The 15,857-nt window shown below is 62.8% G+C and carries 13 protein-coding genes; 2 read left to right on the plus strand and 11 right to left on the minus strand.

Annotated features, from left to right (window positions below; all coding sequences use genetic code 11):
• Positions 1 to 10: 10 nt before the first annotated feature.
• Genes IAE38_RS05390 through IAE38_RS05405 form a run of 4 tightly spaced genes read right to left on the minus strand, consistent with a single transcriptional unit; the run spans position 11 to position 5,894 of the window.
• Positions 11 to 3,028, minus strand: a complete 3,018-nt coding sequence (locus tag IAE38_RS05390) for a sarcosine oxidase subunit alpha (protein ID WP_028635275.1) — start codon at positions 3,026 to 3,028, stop codon at positions 11 to 13.
• Positions 3,025 to 3,360: a sarcosine oxidase subunit delta gene (locus IAE38_RS05395; protein ID WP_028635276.1), complete on the minus strand. Its 336-nt coding sequence runs from the start codon at positions 3,358 to 3,360 to the stop codon at positions 3,025 to 3,027. The genes IAE38_RS05390 and IAE38_RS05395 overlap by 4 nt, the downstream gene beginning before the upstream one ends.
• Positions 3,361 to 3,374: 14 nt before the next feature.
• Positions 3,375 to 4,625 carry a sarcosine oxidase subunit beta family protein gene (locus tag IAE38_RS05400; RefSeq protein ID WP_028635277.1) on the minus strand — a complete coding sequence of 417 codons (1,251 nt, stop codon included), beginning with the start codon at positions 4,623 to 4,625 and terminating at the stop codon, positions 3,375 to 3,377.
• Positions 4,626 to 4,640: 15 nt separating this feature from the next.
• Positions 4,641 to 5,894, minus strand: a complete 1,254-nt coding sequence (locus IAE38_RS05405; RefSeq protein WP_028635278.1) for a serine hydroxymethyltransferase — start codon at positions 5,892 to 5,894, stop codon at positions 4,641 to 4,643.
• Between the two features lie 354 nt (positions 5,895 to 6,248).
• Here IAE38_RS05405 and IAE38_RS05410 point away from each other — a divergent pair, with 354 nt between their 5' ends.
• Positions 6,249 to 7,289, plus strand: a complete 1,041-nt coding sequence (locus tag IAE38_RS05410; protein WP_201216409.1) for a threonine aldolase family protein — start codon at positions 6,249 to 6,251, stop codon at positions 7,287 to 7,289.
• A gap of 68 nt (positions 7,290 to 7,357) precedes the next feature.
• Here IAE38_RS05410 and IAE38_RS05415 read toward each other — a convergent pair whose 3' ends face one another.
• The 3 genes from IAE38_RS05415 to gbcB all read right to left on the minus strand — a co-directional run bounded on the left by IAE38_RS05415 (position 7,358) and on the right by gbcB (position 9,168).
• The gene (locus IAE38_RS05415; RefSeq protein WP_201162186.1) at positions 7,358 to 7,660 is read right to left on the minus strand and encodes a cell division protein ZapA; all 303 of its coding nucleotides are present in this window, start codon (positions 7,658 to 7,660) and stop codon (positions 7,358 to 7,360) included.
• Positions 7,657 to 7,887 carry a hypothetical protein gene (locus tag IAE38_RS05420; protein ID WP_028635281.1) on the minus strand — a complete coding sequence of 77 codons (231 nt, stop codon included), beginning with the start codon at positions 7,885 to 7,887 and terminating at the stop codon, positions 7,657 to 7,659. Before IAE38_RS05420 ends, IAE38_RS05415 begins: the two co-directional genes overlap by 4 nt.
• A 180-nt stretch (positions 7,888 to 8,067) precedes the next feature.
• The gene (gene gbcB, locus IAE38_RS05425; protein ID WP_201162188.1) at positions 8,068 to 9,168 is read right to left on the minus strand and encodes a glycine-betaine demethylase subunit GbcB; all 1,101 of its coding nucleotides are present in this window, start codon (positions 9,166 to 9,168) and stop codon (positions 8,068 to 8,070) included.
• Positions 9,169 to 9,462: 294 nt separating this feature from the next.
• Between gbcB and gbcA the strand changes: the two genes are divergently transcribed.
• A complete protein-coding gene (gbcA, locus tag IAE38_RS05430; protein ID WP_028635283.1) occupies positions 9,463 to 10,755 on the plus strand; it encodes a glycine-betaine demethylase subunit GbcA in 1,293 nt (430 codons plus the stop codon).
• 54 nt (positions 10,756 to 10,809) lie between these two features.
• Here the strand turns inward: gbcA and IAE38_RS05435 are convergent, their stop codons facing one another.
• From IAE38_RS05435 to dgcB, 4 genes are all read right to left on the minus strand, one after another.
• On the minus strand, positions 10,810 to 11,604 hold the full coding sequence (locus IAE38_RS05435; RefSeq protein WP_201162189.1) for an RHS repeat-associated core domain-containing protein: 795 nt from the start codon (positions 11,602 to 11,604) through the stop codon (positions 10,810 to 10,812).
• A 188-nt stretch (positions 11,605 to 11,792) separates the two neighbouring features.
• Positions 11,793 to 12,563 carry an electron transfer flavoprotein subunit beta gene (etfB, locus tag IAE38_RS05440; RefSeq protein WP_028635284.1) on the minus strand — a complete coding sequence of 257 codons (771 nt, stop codon included), beginning with the start codon at positions 12,561 to 12,563 and terminating at the stop codon, positions 11,793 to 11,795.
• Between the two features lie 10 nt (positions 12,564 to 12,573).
• Positions 12,574 to 13,806: an electron transfer flavoprotein subunit alpha gene (gene etfA, locus IAE38_RS05445; RefSeq protein WP_201162191.1), complete on the minus strand. Its 1,233-nt coding sequence runs from the start codon at positions 13,804 to 13,806 to the stop codon at positions 12,574 to 12,576.
• Entirely contained in the window at positions 13,806 to 15,761 is a 1,956-nt protein-coding gene (gene dgcB, locus IAE38_RS05450; RefSeq protein WP_201216411.1) for a dimethylglycine demethylation protein DgcB, read from the minus strand. Before dgcB ends, etfA begins: the two co-directional genes overlap by 1 nt.
• Positions 15,762 to 15,857: the final 96 nt, after the last annotated feature.

Raw genomic sequence — 15,857 nt, forward strand, 5'->3', positions numbered from 1 at the left:
ATCCGGGGACTTAGACGTTCTGCCGCTCACCCTTCGGATCGAAGAACACCGAAGACACGATTTCCGCCTCGATCACGCTGCCGTCAGCCTGTGGCGAGTAAACGCGCTCGCCCATGCGCTTGAGGCCGCCCTTGACCACGCCCATGGCAAACGAATAGCCCAGGGAGTTGGCGGCATAGCTGGAGGTCACGTGGCCGACCATGTCCATCGGAATGGCCTGCTTGGGGTCGAACACCAGTTGCGCGCCTTCAGGCAGCCACTTGGTGGGGTCGATCGGCTTCAGGCCTACCAGTTGCTTGCGGTTCTCGCGCACGCAGTCTTCACGGTTCATGCCACGCAGGCCGATCCACGAGAACGGCTTGTTGCGGCCCACGCACCAGCTCATGTTCAGGTCGTCCGGGTTCATCGAACCATCGGTATCCTGGCCCACGATGATGAAGCCCTTCTCGGCGCGCAGCACGTGCATGGTTTCGGTGCCGTACGGGGTCAGGTTGTACTTCTTGCCAGCCTCGATGATCTGCTCGAGTACGCCCATTGCGTAGTTGGCCTGTACGTTGACCTCGTAAGAAAGCTCACCGGTGAACGAAATACGGAACACCCGCGCCGGTACCCCACCCACGTTGCCTTCCTTCCAGGTCATGAACGGGAAGGCTTCCTTGTCCATGTCGATGTCGGTGAGTTCGCTCAACAGCTTGCGGCTGTTGGGGCCGGACAAGGTCATGGTGGCCCAGTGGTCGGTGACCGAGGTGAAGTACACCTTCAGTTCCGGCCATTCGGTCTGGTGGTACAGCTCCATCCACTGCAGCACACGTGCAGCGCCGCCGGTGGTGGTGGTCATGATGAAATGGTTGTCGCCAACGCAGGCGGTTACGCCGTCGTCGAACACCATGCCATCTTCCTTGCACATCAGGCCGTAACGGGCTTTGCCCACATCGAGCTTGGTCCAGGCGTTAGTGTAGATGCGGTTGAGGAACTCACGGGCATCCGGCCCCTGGATGTCGATCTTGCCCAGGGTCGAGGCGTCCAGCAAACCGACGCTGTCACGCACGGCCTTGCACTCACGGGCAACGGCAGCATGGATATCTTCGCCGGCCTTGGGGAAGTACCACGGGCGTTTCCACTGGCCGACGTCTTCGAACTCGGCACCGTTCTTCACGTGCCAGGCATGCAGGGCAGTGAAGCGTACGGGTTCGAACAGGTGACCACAGTGCCGGCCCGCTACCGCACCGAAGGTAACCGGTGTGTAGTTGGGGCGGAACATGGTGGTGCCCATTTCCGGGATGGTGATGCCCATCGAACGGGCAGCGATGGCCAGGCCGTTGATGTTGCCCAGTTTGCCCTGGTCGGTACCGAAGCCCAGTGCGGTGTAGCGCTTGACGTGCTCGACCGACTCGAAGCCCTCGCGGGTGGCCAGCTCGATGGCCGCGGCGGTGACGTCGTTCTGCTGGTCGACGAACTGCTTGGGTGCGCGGGCAGTGCCCTTGTCGTGCGGCACCTGGAACAGCGCCACAGTGGCATCTTCCTTGCGCGACACGGTTTTTGGCAGGGTGCCGACGGTGGCCTTGAAACCGGCTTCGGTGGCTGCGCGCACGCCGCCCTCAAAGCCATCGGCAATGGCGTCGCCCAGAGGGTACACACCGTTGATGCCGCCCACGCATTCACGTTTCTGCGGGGCCTTGCCCGGCACGAAGCCCAGAATGTCGTCACGCCATACCGGGCGACCGCCCAGGTGCGAAGCCAGGTGAACCACCGGGCTGTAGCCGCCGGATGTGGCGATCAGGTCGCACTCGAGGGTTTCGCCTGGGCTGGTGACCTTGTGTGCCTGCACATCGATGGCTGCCACGCGGGCACCCGTCACATGCTTGCTGCCCTTGGCCTCGATCACGGCGCTGGAGGTGAGAATGCGGATACCCTTGGCACGGGCTTCTTCCACCAGCGAGCCACGCGGGTTGTGGCGCGCATCGGCGATGGCCACCACCTGCAGGCCGGCGTCGTGCCAGTCCAGCGCGGTACGGTAAGCGTGGTCGTTGTTGGTCGACAGCACCAGCTTGCGGCCCGGCGCCACGCCGTAGCGACGCACGTAGGTAGACACGGCACCGGCCAACATGTTGCCCGGCACGTCGTTGTTGCCATAGACCAGCGGGCGCTCGTGGGCACCGGTTGCCAGTACTACACGCTTGGCGCGTACGCGGTGCACACGGTGGCGTACCTGGCCGATCGGCGCACGGTCACCCAGGTGGTCGGTGAGACGCTCGTGAATGGTCAGGAAGTTATGGTCGTGGTAGCCGTTGACCGTGGCGCGTGGCAGCAGGGTCACTTCCGGCAGGCCTTCGAGCTCTTTCACCACCGCACTGACCCACTCGGCAGCCGGTTTGCCGTCGAGGGTTTCACGGGTGTCGAGCAGGCTGCCGCCGAACTCTTCCTGTTCGTCAGCCAGGATCACCCGGGCACCGCTGCGCGCAGCGGCCAGGGCAGCGGCCAGGCCAGCAGGGCCGGCACCCACGATCAGCACGTCGCAGTGCTGGTTCATGTAGTCGTAGCTGTCCGGGTCGTTCTGCAGCGGTGCACGGCCCAGGCCGGCAGCCTTGCGGATGTACTTCTCGTAGGTCATCCAGAACGACTTGGGGTACATGAAGGTTTTGTAGTAGAAGCCCGGCGGCATCATGCTGCCGCCTACCTTGCCAAGGATGCCCATGACGTCGTTGTTGACGTTCGGCCAGCCGTTGGTGCTGGTGGCAACCAGGCCCGAATACAGGGCCTGCTGGGTAGCACGCACGTTGGGGATCTGGGTGGCTTCGCTGGAGCCGATCTGCAGGATGGCGTTCGGTTCTTCGGTACCTGCCGCGATGATGCCGCGGGGGCGCGAGTACTTGAAGCTGCGGCCCACGATGTCAACGCCGTTGGCCAGCAGTGCGGCCGCCAGGCTGTCGCCGGCATAGCCCTGGTAGGTCTTGCCGTTGAAGGTGAAGTTCAACACCTTGCTGCGGTCGATGCGGCCGCCGCTGGCGAGGCGATAGGTCTGGCTCATACGTTGACTCCCCGTTCGTTTACAGCAGCCGAGCGCTCAGGCGTGTGTTCACGGGCGCTGACCTGCGGCTTCTCGCCAATCTTGTAGGTTTCCAGAATCTCGTAGGTCTCGGTGTTGCGGGTGACGTTGAAGTACTGACGGCAGCCCGCAACGTGGTCCCACAGCTCGTGGTGAATCCCGCGCGGGTTGTCACGGTAGAACATGTACGTGCCCCACTCCTCGTCGGAGCAGGCGCTGGGGTCCAGCGGGCGGGCGATGTGCGCCTGGCCAGAGGCGTGGAACTCTTCTTCGGAGCGCAGCTCGCCGCAGTGGGGACAGAAAATATGTAACATGACGGTGTCTCCGGTTAGTGGGCGACGGCGGCGGCGCCGTGTTCGTCGATCAGTGCGCCGTTGTAGAAACGGTCCATGGAGAACGGCGCAGCCAGTGGGTGCATTTCGCCCTTGGCCAGGCTCGCAGCGAAGACGTTGCCCGAACCCGGGGTCGCCTTGAAGCCGCCAGTACCCCAACCGCAGTTGAAGAACATGTTCTTGACCGGGGTTTTGGTGATGATCGGGCAGGCGTCCGGCGAGGTGTCGACGATACCGCCCCACTGGCGGTTCATGCGCACGCGGGACAGGTTGGGGAACATCTCGACGATGGCCTGCAGGGTGTGCTCGATCACTGGGTACGAACCGCGCTGGCCGTAGCCGACCCAGCTGTCGATACCGGCACCGATCACCAGGTCGCCCTTGTCGGACTGGCTGATGTAGCCGTGTACGGCGTTGGACATGATCACGCTGTCGATGATCGGCTTGATCGGCTCGGATACCAGGGCTTGCAGCGGGTGCGATTCCAGCGGCAGGCGGAAACCGGCCAGCTTGGCCATGTGCCCGGAGTTACCGGCGGTGACCACACCGACGCGCTTGGCACCGATGAAGCCTTTGTTGGTTTCAACGCCGATGACCGCGCCGTTTTCCTTGCGGAAACCTGTCACTTCGGTCTGCTGGATCAGGTCCACGCCCAGGGCGTCTGCTGCGCGGGCGAAGCCCCAGGCCACGGCATCGTGACGGGCCACGCCGCCACGGCGCTGCACGGTGGCACCCAAAATCGGGTAGCGGGTGTTCTTGGAGCAGTCCAGGTAAGGGATCTCGGCCGCTACTTGAGCAGTGTTCAGCAGCTCGCCGTCCACGCCGTTCAGGCGGTTGGCACTGACGCGGCGCTCGGAGTCACGCATGTCCTGCAGGGTGTGGCACAGGTTGTACACGCCGCGCTGGGAGAACATGACGTTGTAGTTGAGGTCCTGGGACAGGCCCTCCCACAGCTTCATGGCGTGTTCGTACAGGTGCGCCGACTCGTCCCACAGGTAGTTGGAGCGCACGATGGTGGTGTTACGGGCGGTGTTGCCGCCGCCCAGGTAACCCTTCTCGATTACCGCCACATTGGTGATGCCGTGCTCCTTGGCCAGGTAGTAGGCCGTGGCCAGGCCATGGCCGCCACCGCCAACGATGACCACGTCGTACACCTTTTTCGGCGTGGGCGTGCGCCACATGCGCTGCCAGTTCTCGTGGTGGCTGAGGGAGTGCTTGAGAAGGCCGAAGCCCGAGTAACGTTGCATGGTGTGGGACTCCACTCAGCGGTAAACAGGGAAATCTGCGCACAGGGCCGCGACGTTCTTCGCCACATCGGCTTCCACGTCAGCGTCACCGAGGTTATCGAGGATGTCGCAGATCCAGCCGGCCAGGGCCACGCACTGGGCCACCTTGAAGCCACGGGTAGTCACAGCCGGGGTGCCGATACGCAGGCCCGAGGTCACGAACGGCGACTGCGGGTCGTTGGGCACGGCGTTCTTGTTGACGGTGATGTGCGCGCGGCCCAGGGCAGCGTCGGCGTCTTTGCCGGTGAGGCCCTGGCGAATCAGGCTGACCAGGAACAGGTGGTTGTCGGTACCGCCAGACACCACGTCGTAGCCACGGTCGACGAACACCTGGGCCATGGCTTGGGCGTTTTCGATGACTTGCTTCTGGTAGCTCTTGAACTCAGGCTCCAGCGCTTCCTTGAAGCACACGGCCTTGCCGGCGATCACGTGCATCAGCGGGCCGCCTTGGGCGCCTGGGAATACGGCAGCGTTGAGCTTTTTCTCGATCTCTTCGTTCGACTTGGCCAGGATCAGGCCGCCACGTGGGCCGCGCAGGGTCTTGTGGGTGGTGGTGGTGACCACATCGGCGAACGGGATCGGGTTCGGGTACAGGCCAGCGGCTACCAGGCCGGCAACGTGGGCCATGTCCACGAACAGCAGCGCACCGACTTTGTCGGCAATGGCGCGGAAGCGTGGGAAGTCGAGGGTCTTGGAGTAGGCCGAGAAGCCGGCAACGATCATTTTCGGCTTGTGCTCGACCGCCAGGCGCTCGACCTCGTCGTAGTCGATCAGGCCGGTGTTGGTGTCGATGCCATACTGCACCGCGTTGTACAGCTTGCCAGACGACGACACTTTGGCACCGTGGGTCAGGTGGCCACCGTGGGCCAGGCTCATGCCCAGGATGGTGTCGCCCGGCTGCAGCAGTGCCAGGTACACGGCGCTGTTGGCGGAGGAGCCAGAGTGCGGCTGGACGTTGGCGTAATCGGCACCGAACAGCTGCTTGGCGCGCTCGATGGCCAGCGCCTCGACTTTGTCGACGTGCTCGCAGCCGCCGTAGTAGCGCTTGCCCGGGTAGCCTTCGGCGTATTTGTTGGTCAGGCCGCTGCCTTGGGCCTGCATCACGCGCTTGGAGGTGTAGTTCTCCGAGGCGATCAGCTCGATGTGATCTTCCTGCCGCTGTTCTTCGGCATTCATCGCCGCCAGCAGTGCATCGTCGTAACCCTGGATCTGGTCTTGCTTGCTGAACATCTTGTCTCTCCCGGCAGCGATCATTTTTTGTTCGGAGGGTTCAACGACCCTTTGCGGCGATGGTATGACTGGCGGGGGCGTGTCAGATGCCTGCGCACGCCTTGCAATGGCGCGTTTACGACATTCGTTTTTTTGCGGGTGCTGTCGGGCTCTTCGCGGGTAAATCGGATCGCCGCACCGCCGCTCCCACTGGTACAGCAGAGCTCTGGAAGGTTGTACTGGCCCTGTGGGAGCGGGTTTACCCGCGAAGAGGCCAGCCCAGACAACCAGATACTCGACAATGCACAGCTTGTATAGGCAACTGCCAAAACGATGGTTTAGAGTGCTGCTCTGCGTCGTTCAAAGGACAGTGCCATGACAGACAAGAGCCAACAATTTGCCAGCGACAACTACTCCGGCATTTGCCCCGAAGCCTGGGCCGCCATGGAGCAGGCCAACCATGGCCACGACCGCGCTTACGGCGACGACCAGTGGACCGAACGCGCCACCGAGCACTTTCGCAAGCTGTTCGAAACCGACTGCGAAGTGTTCTTCGCCTTCAACGGCACCGCCGCCAACTCGCTGGCCCTGGCCTCGCTGTGCCAGAGCTACCACAGCGTGATCTGCTCCGAGACTGCCCACGTCGAAACCGACGAGTGCGGTGCACCCGAGTTCTTCTCCAACGGCTCCAAGCTGCTGACCGCGCCCAGTGTGAACGGCAAGCTGACACCCCAGTCGATCCGCGAAGTGGCCCTCAAGCGCCAGGATATCCACTACCCCAAGCCACGGGTGGTGACCCTCACCCAGGCCACTGAAGTGGGCACCGTCTACCGGCCCGACGAGCTGAAGGCCATCAGCACCACCTGCAAGGAGCTGGGCCTCAACCTGCACATGGACGGTGCGCGCTTCAGCAATGCCTGCGCATTTCTGGGGTGCAGCCCGGCAGAGATCACTTGGAAAGCCGGCGTCGATGTGCTGTGCTTTGGCGGCACCAAGAATGGCATGGCGGTTGGCGAGGCCATCCTGTTCTTCAATCGCCAACTGGCCGAAGACTTCGACTACCGCTGCAAGCAAGCCGGGCAACTGGCGTCGAAAATGCGCTTCCTCTCCGCCCCCTGGGTCGGCCTGCTGGAAGGCGGCGCCTGGCTGCGCTACAGCGCCCATGCCAACCGCTGCGCGCAGTTGCTGGCGTCATTGGTGAGCGATTTGCCAGGTGTGCAGCTGATGTTCCCGGTAGAGGCCAATGGCGTGTTCCTGCAAATGCCCGAACCTGCCCTCGAAGCATTGCGCAACAAGGGCTGGCGGTTCTACACCTTCATCGGCAGCGGCGGCGCACGCTTCATGTGCTCGTGGGATACCGAAGAAGCACGGGTGCGGGAGCTGGCGGCGGATATCAGGGCGATACTCACCCACTGACAGCCCGCGAACGCATCAGTGATTACGTGGTGGCATTCGCGGGCTAACCGCGCCGAGCAATGAGCACCTCAATGCTCGGCGATAGTCCGGGCGATGGCGTCTACCGTGGCGTCGATCTGAGCCTGGGTACGGGCAAGTGTCTGCTGGTGTTCGTTCTGCAGTTCAACCTGTTTGGAACACAGGTTGAGCGCCGCCAGCACCAGCAATTTGTCACCGATCAGCGTGGGGTACTGGCGCTTGGTTTGGGCCAATGCGGTGTTGAGCATCTGTACCGCCTGGGCGAGGGTTGCCTCCTGGCCTTCAGGCGCCTTGATCGAATAGTCGTTGCCCAGGATCGACACAACATTGATCGGTTGCGCTTGCAGCGTCATGCGCCCACTGCACCCGCGTTGGCACGCTCCAGCAGGGCCTGCAGGCGGGCTGCAGTGCTGCCGTTCTGTTCTTCCTGCTCCATCAGCGACAGCTGCAGGGTTTCGTTCTCTTCCTTTGCCTTGGCCAGTTCCTGGCCCAGGGTGGTGTTCTGCTCGGTGAGCTGAGCGTTCTTTTGCATCAGGTCGCTGACCAGCTGCTCGATTTGATTGAGGGAGGCTTCAAGCATGGGTCTATCTCAGGTTGTTGCGAGGGGCGCACACGATAAAGAAAAGTGCCGCCCATCGCCATTAAATATCGGATTCACAAGGTTTCCGCCCCGCAGATTGACAGGGTATCCACCTGCTTGTTCCGACCTGAGTCAACCACCGGTCAGTCAGGCTGCACGAACACACCCACAGCCTGGCCCTCAATAATCGATGCGCACATCCCCTTTCGGCACGCTGCAGCACGACAGGATGTACCCCTCGGCTTCATCTTCCTCGGTGATACCACCGTTGTGCTCCATTTCCACTTCGCCGCCCAGCTTGAGCACCTTGCAGGTACCGCAAATGCCCATGCCGCAAGCTTTCGGGATCATCAAGCCGACCTTGGCCGCTGCAGCGTGCACGGTTTCGCCGGGGGCGATGCGGATGCTCTTCTCGCTGCCGATGAACTCCACCAGGTTGAGGTCGGCAGCGTCCACTTCTGGCGCGTCGGCCGCCGCTTCAGCGTGCTCCACGGCATCGGCCTTGGCCTCGGCCGGGGTCGCCCCGAAGGACTCCTCATGGTAGTTGTCCATGTCGAAGCCCACCGCCTCGAGCATGCGCTTGACGGCCGTCATGTACGGGGTGGGGCCGCAGCAGAACACCACGCGCTCCATGTAGTCCGGGGCAATCAGCTCCATCAGGCGCTGGTTCAGGTAGCCACGGTAACCCGCCCAGGGCTCGCCCAAACCGTGTTTCTCGCAAATGATGTGCAGGCTGAAATTGGGCACGCGCGAGGCCATCTGTTCCAGCTCGCGGTGGTAGATGATGTCTTTCGGTGAGCGAGCGCTGTGCACGAACACCATGTCCACATTGGCGTTGGTGTCATAGAACCAGCGCGCCATGGACATCACCGGGGTAATGCCGACGCCACCGGACAGGTACAGCACCTTGGCGGCCGTGAAGTCGATGGCGTTGAACAGGCCGACCGGGCCGTGCACCGGCAGCTCGGCACCTTCGTGCATGGTGTCGTGCAGGAAGTTGGACACCAGGCCACCCGGCACACGTTTTACCGTGATGGAAAAACTGTACGGCACTGACGGCGAACTGGAGATGGTGTAGGAACGCATCACCGGCTTGCCTTCGATTTCCAGCTCCAGGGTCACGAACTGCCCGGGCTTGAAGAAGAACATGATCGGCTGGTCTGCCATGAAGCAGAAGGTGCGCACGTCCCAGGTCTCCTGGATGACCTTGACGCAGCGCACGATGTGGCGGCCGTTGGCCCAGGTCTGGGTAGTGACCGGATTGAGAAAGGTATCGGACATGTTCATCTCCAGCAGCCGACTATTGGCCTTTTTATGGCTTGGATGATGCGCAAGCTTGAAGCCATGAACATTCCTGCCAGCGACATCGGCGTACTTATCGCGACCAGCCCCGCACGGCAAGGGCTGTGGCGTCGTAATTCAATTCGGCCATGTCGCCCATGGATACGGTTCACGCCGCCTTCGGACGCACACTCCACCGCAAAACAACACGCTGTTCATGGTTAACAGCCTTGCGGCACCACAACAACGATTAGCCACCTTTTGCCGGCCGCAAACGGCCCCGAGGAATACACGATGGACGTCACCGCAACCCTGAGCCTGGGCGATCCACTGGAACCTGCACGCAAGGCCACCGCCGAGATGCTGCAGACCCGCGAGCGCACCTACTCGCTGCCCCAGCCTTTCTACACCGACGAGCGTCTGTTCCAGATCGACATGCAGGAGATCTTCCACAAAGAGTGGCTGATCGCCGGCATGACCTGCGAGATCCCGGCCAAGGGTAACTACCTCACCCTGCAGATCGGCAAGAACCCGATCATCGTGGTGCGGGGTACCGAGGGCAAGGTGCATGCCTTCCACAACGTTTGCCGCCACCGCGGCTCGCGCCTGTGCGTCAGCGAAAAGGGCAAGGTGGCGAAACTGGTGTGCCCTTACCACCAGTGGACCTACGAGCTTGACGGCCGCCTGCTGTTCGCCGGCACCGAGATGGGCGCCGACTTCGACATGAAGCAGTACGGCCTCAAGCCGGTCAATGTGAAAGTGGCTGGCGGCTACATCTTCATCAGCCTGGCGGAAAACCCGCCAGCCATCGACGAGTTCCTGGCCACGCTGGACCACTACATGGAACCGTACGACATGGAAAACACCAAGGTGGCGGTGCAAACCACCTTGATGGAAAAAGCCAACTGGAAGCTGGTGCTGGAAAACAACCGTGAGTGCTACCACTGCAACGGTTCGCACCCAGAACTGCTGCAAACCCTGCTGGAATGGGACGACACCAACGACCCACGCGCCAGCCAGGAATTCAAGGACCACGTGGCAGCCTCTGCCGCCGCCTGGGAAGCCGAGAAAATCCCGTACCTGCACAAGAGCCATGGCCTGCGTAACCGTATCGTGCGCATGCCGCTGCTCAAGGGCACCGTGTCGATGACCATGGATGGCAAGCAGGCCTGCCAGAAACTGATGGGCCGCATCAAGAACCCAGACCTGGGCTCGATGCGCATCCTGCACCTGCCCCACTCCTGGAACCACTGCATGGGCGACCACATGATCGTGTTCACCGTGTGGCCGATCAGCGCCCAGGAAACCATGGTCACCACCAAGTGGCTGGTGCACAAGGATGCCGTAGAAGGTGTGGACTACAACCCAGAGAACATGCGCAAGGTGTGGGACGCCACCAACGACCAGGACCGCCGCCTGGCCGAAGAGAACCAGCGTGGCATCAACTCCACGGCTTATCAGCCGGGCCCTTACTCCAAAACCTACGAGTTTGGTGTGGTGAACTTCATCGACTGGTACAGCGGGCGCTTGCTGAACAACTTGGGTGCGGAGCCTGCACCGTATCTGAAGGAAGTGTTGGCGCAGTAGCTGCGCTAGAAGTCGGGGTAGCGACAGATGTCGCTATCCTTCTTCAAGCCGACGTTAAGCGGATCTTATAGTTGCAGCATTACTTTGCAGCCTGTCCGAGAAGTCTGTGTTTACAGGGCGCACACGCCCCCTTAAAGAACTGTCAACGCTCCTCGTCGATCTCTGAGACAACGGCACGTGAACGAGTGTGGGGTCACTCGATTGCCACGGTTTCGCCTGCGCCAGCTTCCACGCTTCATAGGTAGAGGTGCCCAGCGACGCTATCGTCAGCGCTGCAAGCGCCCAGGTTTGCCAATCGGCGTCCGGATCAACTGTTCTGGTCACCCCGACGGTAAGCCCGGCCGTACCCGATAGGGCGCTAATACTCGATAGCACCCAGTCAGCGCGCGATGGCTTGGGGATACTCGGTAGAAGAGGATCTATGGCACTCCGTGGGAGCGAATTGATTCGCTTGTAGAAAGACCTGAAACGTAGGCCGCTGATAAAGACACCCATGAGGTTGGTGAAGATGCTCAGCACTGGCAGCACATACTCTTCTGGCTTTTCCCCAGTCGGGTCTCTGTAGTTAACTGGATCACCCACGCAGTAGGCATAAGTATTCAAGCCTCCATCACCAAATGGGCTGTATTTATCGGGTGTATGGAAGCGCATGATCGATGGCTTGTAGTGCCGGTACCCATTTCCCAGCGGGTAGCTGCACATCAGCGGATCACGCAACTCTCCACAAAAGGCAAGGCGTGACTCGAAGAGCCCGTTCCCAGCGCCATAGGGCGAATAGGCGCGATGAAGTGGGCGCCCGTTTTCTGATACGGAATGTCGGCGATCGTTGTTATGAAGAAAGGTCGGCATGATTACCCTAACTCGCGTGGCATGCGTGCAGGGTATATAGGGAGGCCGCGCTTGCGAACTGGCAGAAATGACAGGCAGTGAGTAGCCCCCATCGCCCCCTGTAGGAGCGGGTTTACCCGCGATCACCGGCAAAGCCGGTGCCAGCCATTGCGCTGATGCCTCGCGGGTTCAGTGAAAAGCCACGCCAATCAGCGCAGCACACCTTCCTCCACCAACAACTTCAGAATGGCCTCGGCACCTTCCTGCGGGGTGACGTCCTTCAGCACCTTGCCCCCACCACCACTGGCCTTGGCCGTCGCAGCCTTCATGCGGTCGGCGCCGCTTTTGGCCTTGATCACCTTCAACCGCTTGGGCCGTGGGCGCGCCGGCTGCAGGGCCTCTTCGCCCAGCAGTTCATCGTCCACCACCTGCACGTCCTGCGCCGCCAGTACACCGCGGCGTGCGGGCCCGAAGGCGCTTTGGCGCGGTTTGGGCGCGGCGTTGTCGACCGTGGCCAACAGCGGCAGGCGTACCTTCAAACGCCGACGCTGGCCACGTGGCAGCGCTTGCAACACCTGTGCTGTGCCGTTTTCGATGGACTCCACTTCGGCCAGCCCCACCACCAGCGGCCAGCCAAGCTTCTCGGCGAGCAGGAACGGCAGCATGCCAGACCCCTCCCCCGTTTCGGCCTGGCTGCCGGTAAGCACCAGTTGTGCACCGGCACCGCGCAAGTAATCGCCCAGCACCCCCAGCACATCCGCGCCAGCGGGTTGCTCAAGCACATCCAGGTGTTCCAGGCCCATCCCCAGGTAACCGCGCAGGGCTTCCTCGTGAGGGTCGCCTGCATGCACAACCTGCAGATCCCCGCCGGCCAGTTGCAGGCCCAGCTCCACTGCACGTGAATCCTGCTCGGCGCGGCGCGCACGACCCGAGCTTGGGTGGGCGCCGATCGAGACCAGGCTGATGACTTTCGTACTCATGCTCGTGCCCTTATGCCGCGTCGCGCTGGGCGCCGTTGCGGTAGTTATCCACAGCGTCGATCAGTGCCTGGAGAATCGCCGCACTGTCGCCAATGACCGACAGGTCGGCGCGTTTGATCATGTCGCAACCGGGGTCCATGTTGATCGCCACCACCTTGTCGCAGGCGCCGATGCCCTGCAGGTGCTGGATGGCGCCGGAGATACCCACCGCCATGTACACCCGTGCAGTTACCCACGTACCCGTGGCGCCCACCTGACGATCACGCGGCATGTGGCCATCGTCCACCGCCACCCGGGACGCGCCCTGGGTAGCACCCAGCGCGGTGGTGGCCTTGTGGAACAGCGGCCAGTCCTTGACGCCGTTGCCGCCAGAGACAATGAACTCGGCCTCCGCCATGGCGATCTTGGCCGGGTCAACCGCCACCGAGCCCAGGTCTTCGATACGCGAAATGCTGCGGGCAACGTTGGCAGACAACTCGACCGGCAACGCTTCGTGGCGCGTCTCGCTGACCGGCTCGGCACACTCGGCCGCGGCCAGGATCAACCGCGGAAGTGCACGCTGCATGTCTTGCTGGCCAGCGCCAGCACGGCCGATGCACTGGCCGTCCTTGATTTGCCACACACGGGTAGCCGGGCGTTCACCCAACGCCGCCCCCAGGCGCCGGCCCAGCTCACCACCGCCGGTGCGGCTGTCTGGCAGCAGCCAGTGGCGTGGGGCAAACTGGTTGTCCACCGCGCGCAGGCCCTGCACCAGTTGCTCTGGCGCATACCCCTGGTATTCATCACCATCGATTACCAGCAGGCGGTCTACACCGGCATTGGCGAAGCTGCTTTCCTTGTGCTCGCCGAACACGATGGCCAACACCGCACCGTCGTTGCCGGCCAGGCTGTGGGCCAGGCCCAGCAAGTCGCGGTCGTGGCTGCCAAGGCGGCCACCGACCATGTCCGGCACCACGGCAATGTAGAACGCGGGGTCGGCCACCTGATGCAGCGGCAACTGCACTTCGGCCGCCGCCGTGCGCCGCGCCCCGACGGTAGTGCCCTGCTGGGCGCCACTGCGGTCGATGCGCTTGAGCCCGTTCGGGCCGATGAAGCCTGCGGCGCTGGCGTGCGGGTTCTTGCGGATGAGGCCGTTGGGCCCCATCCAGCTGGTCTGTTGAGTCTGCATGGCTGCGTGCAGCGGGTGCAGACGGTTACGGGCGATCCACTCGGCGCGAGGGTCGCGGCGGATGATGTCGCTCATCAATGCACCTCCGCAGGTTCACGTTTGGTCTTGGCTGGCTTGCTGGCCGCCGCCTGGGCGTCTTCCTCGATCAGCACGTCGGCCACCAGTTCGGCCAGGTCCTTGATCAGTGGGCGCGGCTCCACCACACCTTCGAGCATCGCCGTGCACTGCGGGCAACCCACAGCCACCACTTCAGCCTCTGTGGTGCGGATGTCGTCCATGCGCATGTCGGGGATGCGCTGCTTGCCAGGGATGTCGGTGATCGGCGCACCGCCGCCACCGCCGCAGCAGCGTGAACGGAAGCCTGAGCGTTCCATTTCACGCACCTCGATGCCAAGCGCTTTGAGCACTTCACGCGGGGCTTCGTATTCACCGTTGTAACGGCCCAGGTAGCACGGGTCGTGGTAGGTGACGCTGCCACCTTTGTGCTGGCCAAGGTTGAGCTTGTTGGCGCCAATCAGCTCGGCAATGTAGGTGCTGTGGTGCTGCACCTGATAGTTGCCGCCCAGCGCACCGTACTCGTTTTTCAGTACGTGGAAGCTGTGCGGGTCGCAGGTAACGATGCGCTGGAACGTGTATTTGGCCAGGGTCTTGATATTGCGCTTGGCCAGTTGCTGGAACGTGGCTTCATCACCCAGGCGACGGGCCACGTCACCGCTGTCGCGCTCTTCCAGGCCCAGCACGGCGAAGTCCACACCCGAAGCCTTGAGCACCTTGACGAACGAACGCAGCGTGCGCTGGTTGCGCATGTCGAACGCGCCATCGCCCACCCAGAACAGCACCTCGGTGCTCTTCACCTCGGACAGCAGCTTGAGGTTCAGGTCGGCAGCCCAGTTCATGCGGCCACCCGGGGCGAAGCCGCCAGGGTTGTCAGTGGCGATCAGGTTGTCGAGCACCTCGGCGCCCTTGTTCGGGGTAGCGCCCTTTTCCAGTGTGAGGTGGCGGCGCATGTCGACGATGGCGTCCACGTGCTCGATCATCATCGGGCACTCTTCAACGCAGGCGCGGCAAGTGGTGCACGACCAAAGTGTCTCGGCATCCACCAGGCCATTGACGATCGGCTGGTGCGGGTGGCCGCCGTGCTCGCCGATCGGCTTGCCGGGGTAAGGGCTGCCGGCGAACTTGGCATCGGTACCACCGGCCAGGCCGATGACCATGTCCTGGATGAGCTTTTTCGGGTTCAGCGGCTGGCCGGCAGCAAAGGCCGGGCACATCGCTTCACACTTGCCGCACTGCACGCAGGCGTCAAAGCCCAGCAGCTGGTTCCAGGTGAAGTCCACCGGTTTTTCTACGCCCAGCGGCGCGTTCGGGTCTTCCAGGTCCAGTGGCTTGAGGCCAGTGCTGCGGCCACCCCCAAAACGCTCGGCGCGGCGGTGCCATGCCAAATGCAGGGCACCGGCGAAAGCGTGCTTCATCGGCCCGCCCCAGGTCATGCCGAAGAACAGCTCGGACACGCCCCACAGCACGCCCAGGCCCAGAATGCCGACCATCACCCAGCCGCCGGTATTGGCCGGCAGGATGCCAGCCACGGGCAAGGTGGCGATGAAGAAGCTGGCAGCGAACACCAGCAGGCTCTTGGGCAGGCGCATCCAAGGGCCTTTGGACAGGCGCGAAGGCGGGTTGAGGCGCCGTTTGAAGACGAAGATGGCGCCGGTGAACATGATCACCGTGGCCACCAGCAGGGCATAACCCAGAATCTTGCTGTGCAGGCCGAAACCGTGCACCAGGATGGCCAGCAGCGCCGACAGCACGAAGCCGCCAGCAATGGCCACGTGGGTCTTGGACATGTACTTGTCGCGCTCGACCACGTGGTGCAGGTCCACCAGGTAACGGCGCGGCATGGCCAGCAAGCCGCCGACCAGGTCGACCTTGGAGGCCCGGCCACGACGCCACATGCGCACCCGGCGCAGGGCGCCGAGCACCGCCAGGCCAAGGGCAGCGAACAGCAGGATGGGTAGAAGGGTGTTCAACATGGGAGGCTCCCACAACAGCTAGATTCTTGCGCCGTTCTGGCGCCTGGACTGGCCCCCTTGTGGGAGCGGGTTTACCCGCGAATGCGTCAGGTCAGA

This window comes from Pseudomonas sp. S32, from assembly GCF_016648095.1.
Lineage (GTDB): Bacteria > Pseudomonadota > Gammaproteobacteria > Pseudomonadales > Pseudomonadaceae > Aquipseudomonas > Aquipseudomonas parafulva.

What these genes read in the sequence shown, in the direction of transcription:
- IAE38_RS05390 (WP_028635275.1), bottom strand. Translation starts at nt 3,028, where the DNA reads ATGAGCCAGACCTATCGCCTCGCCAGCGGCGGCCGCATCGACCGCAGC.
- IAE38_RS05395 (WP_028635276.1), bottom strand. Translation starts at nt 3,360, where the DNA reads ATGTTACATATTTTCTGTCCCCACTGCGGCGAGCTGCGCTCCGAAGAA.
- IAE38_RS05400 (WP_028635277.1), bottom strand. Translation starts at nt 4,625, where the DNA reads ATGCAACGTTACTCGGGCTTCGGCCTTCTCAAGCACTCCCTCAGCCAC.
- IAE38_RS05405 (WP_028635278.1), bottom strand. Translation starts at nt 5,894, where the DNA reads ATGTTCAGCAAGCAAGACCAGATCCAGGGTTACGACGATGCACTGCTG.
- IAE38_RS05410 (WP_201216409.1), top strand. Translation starts at nt 6,249, where the DNA reads ATGACAGACAAGAGCCAACAATTTGCCAGCGACAACTACTCCGGCATT.
- IAE38_RS05415 (WP_201162186.1), bottom strand. Translation starts at nt 7,660, where the DNA reads ATGACGCTGCAAGCGCAACCGATCAATGTTGTGTCGATCCTGGGCAAC.
- IAE38_RS05420 (WP_028635281.1), bottom strand. Translation starts at nt 7,887, where the DNA reads ATGCTTGAAGCCTCCCTCAATCAAATCGAGCAGCTGGTCAGCGACCTG.
- gbcB (WP_201162188.1), bottom strand. Translation starts at nt 9,168, where the DNA reads ATGTCCGATACCTTTCTCAATCCGGTCACTACCCAGACCTGGGCCAAC.
- gbcA (WP_028635283.1), top strand. Translation starts at nt 9,463, where the DNA reads ATGGACGTCACCGCAACCCTGAGCCTGGGCGATCCACTGGAACCTGCA.
- IAE38_RS05435 (WP_201162189.1), bottom strand. Translation starts at nt 11,604, where the DNA reads ATGCCGACCTTTCTTCATAACAACGATCGCCGACATTCCGTATCAGAA.
- etfB (WP_028635284.1), bottom strand. Translation starts at nt 12,563, where the DNA reads ATGAGTACGAAAGTCATCAGCCTGGTCTCGATCGGCGCCCACCCAAGC.
- etfA (WP_201162191.1), bottom strand. Translation starts at nt 13,806, where the DNA reads ATGAGCGACATCATCCGCCGCGACCCTCGCGCCGAGTGGATCGCCCGT.
- dgcB (WP_201216411.1), bottom strand. Translation starts at nt 15,761, where the DNA reads ATGTTGAACACCCTTCTACCCATCCTGCTGTTCGCTGCCCTTGGCCTG.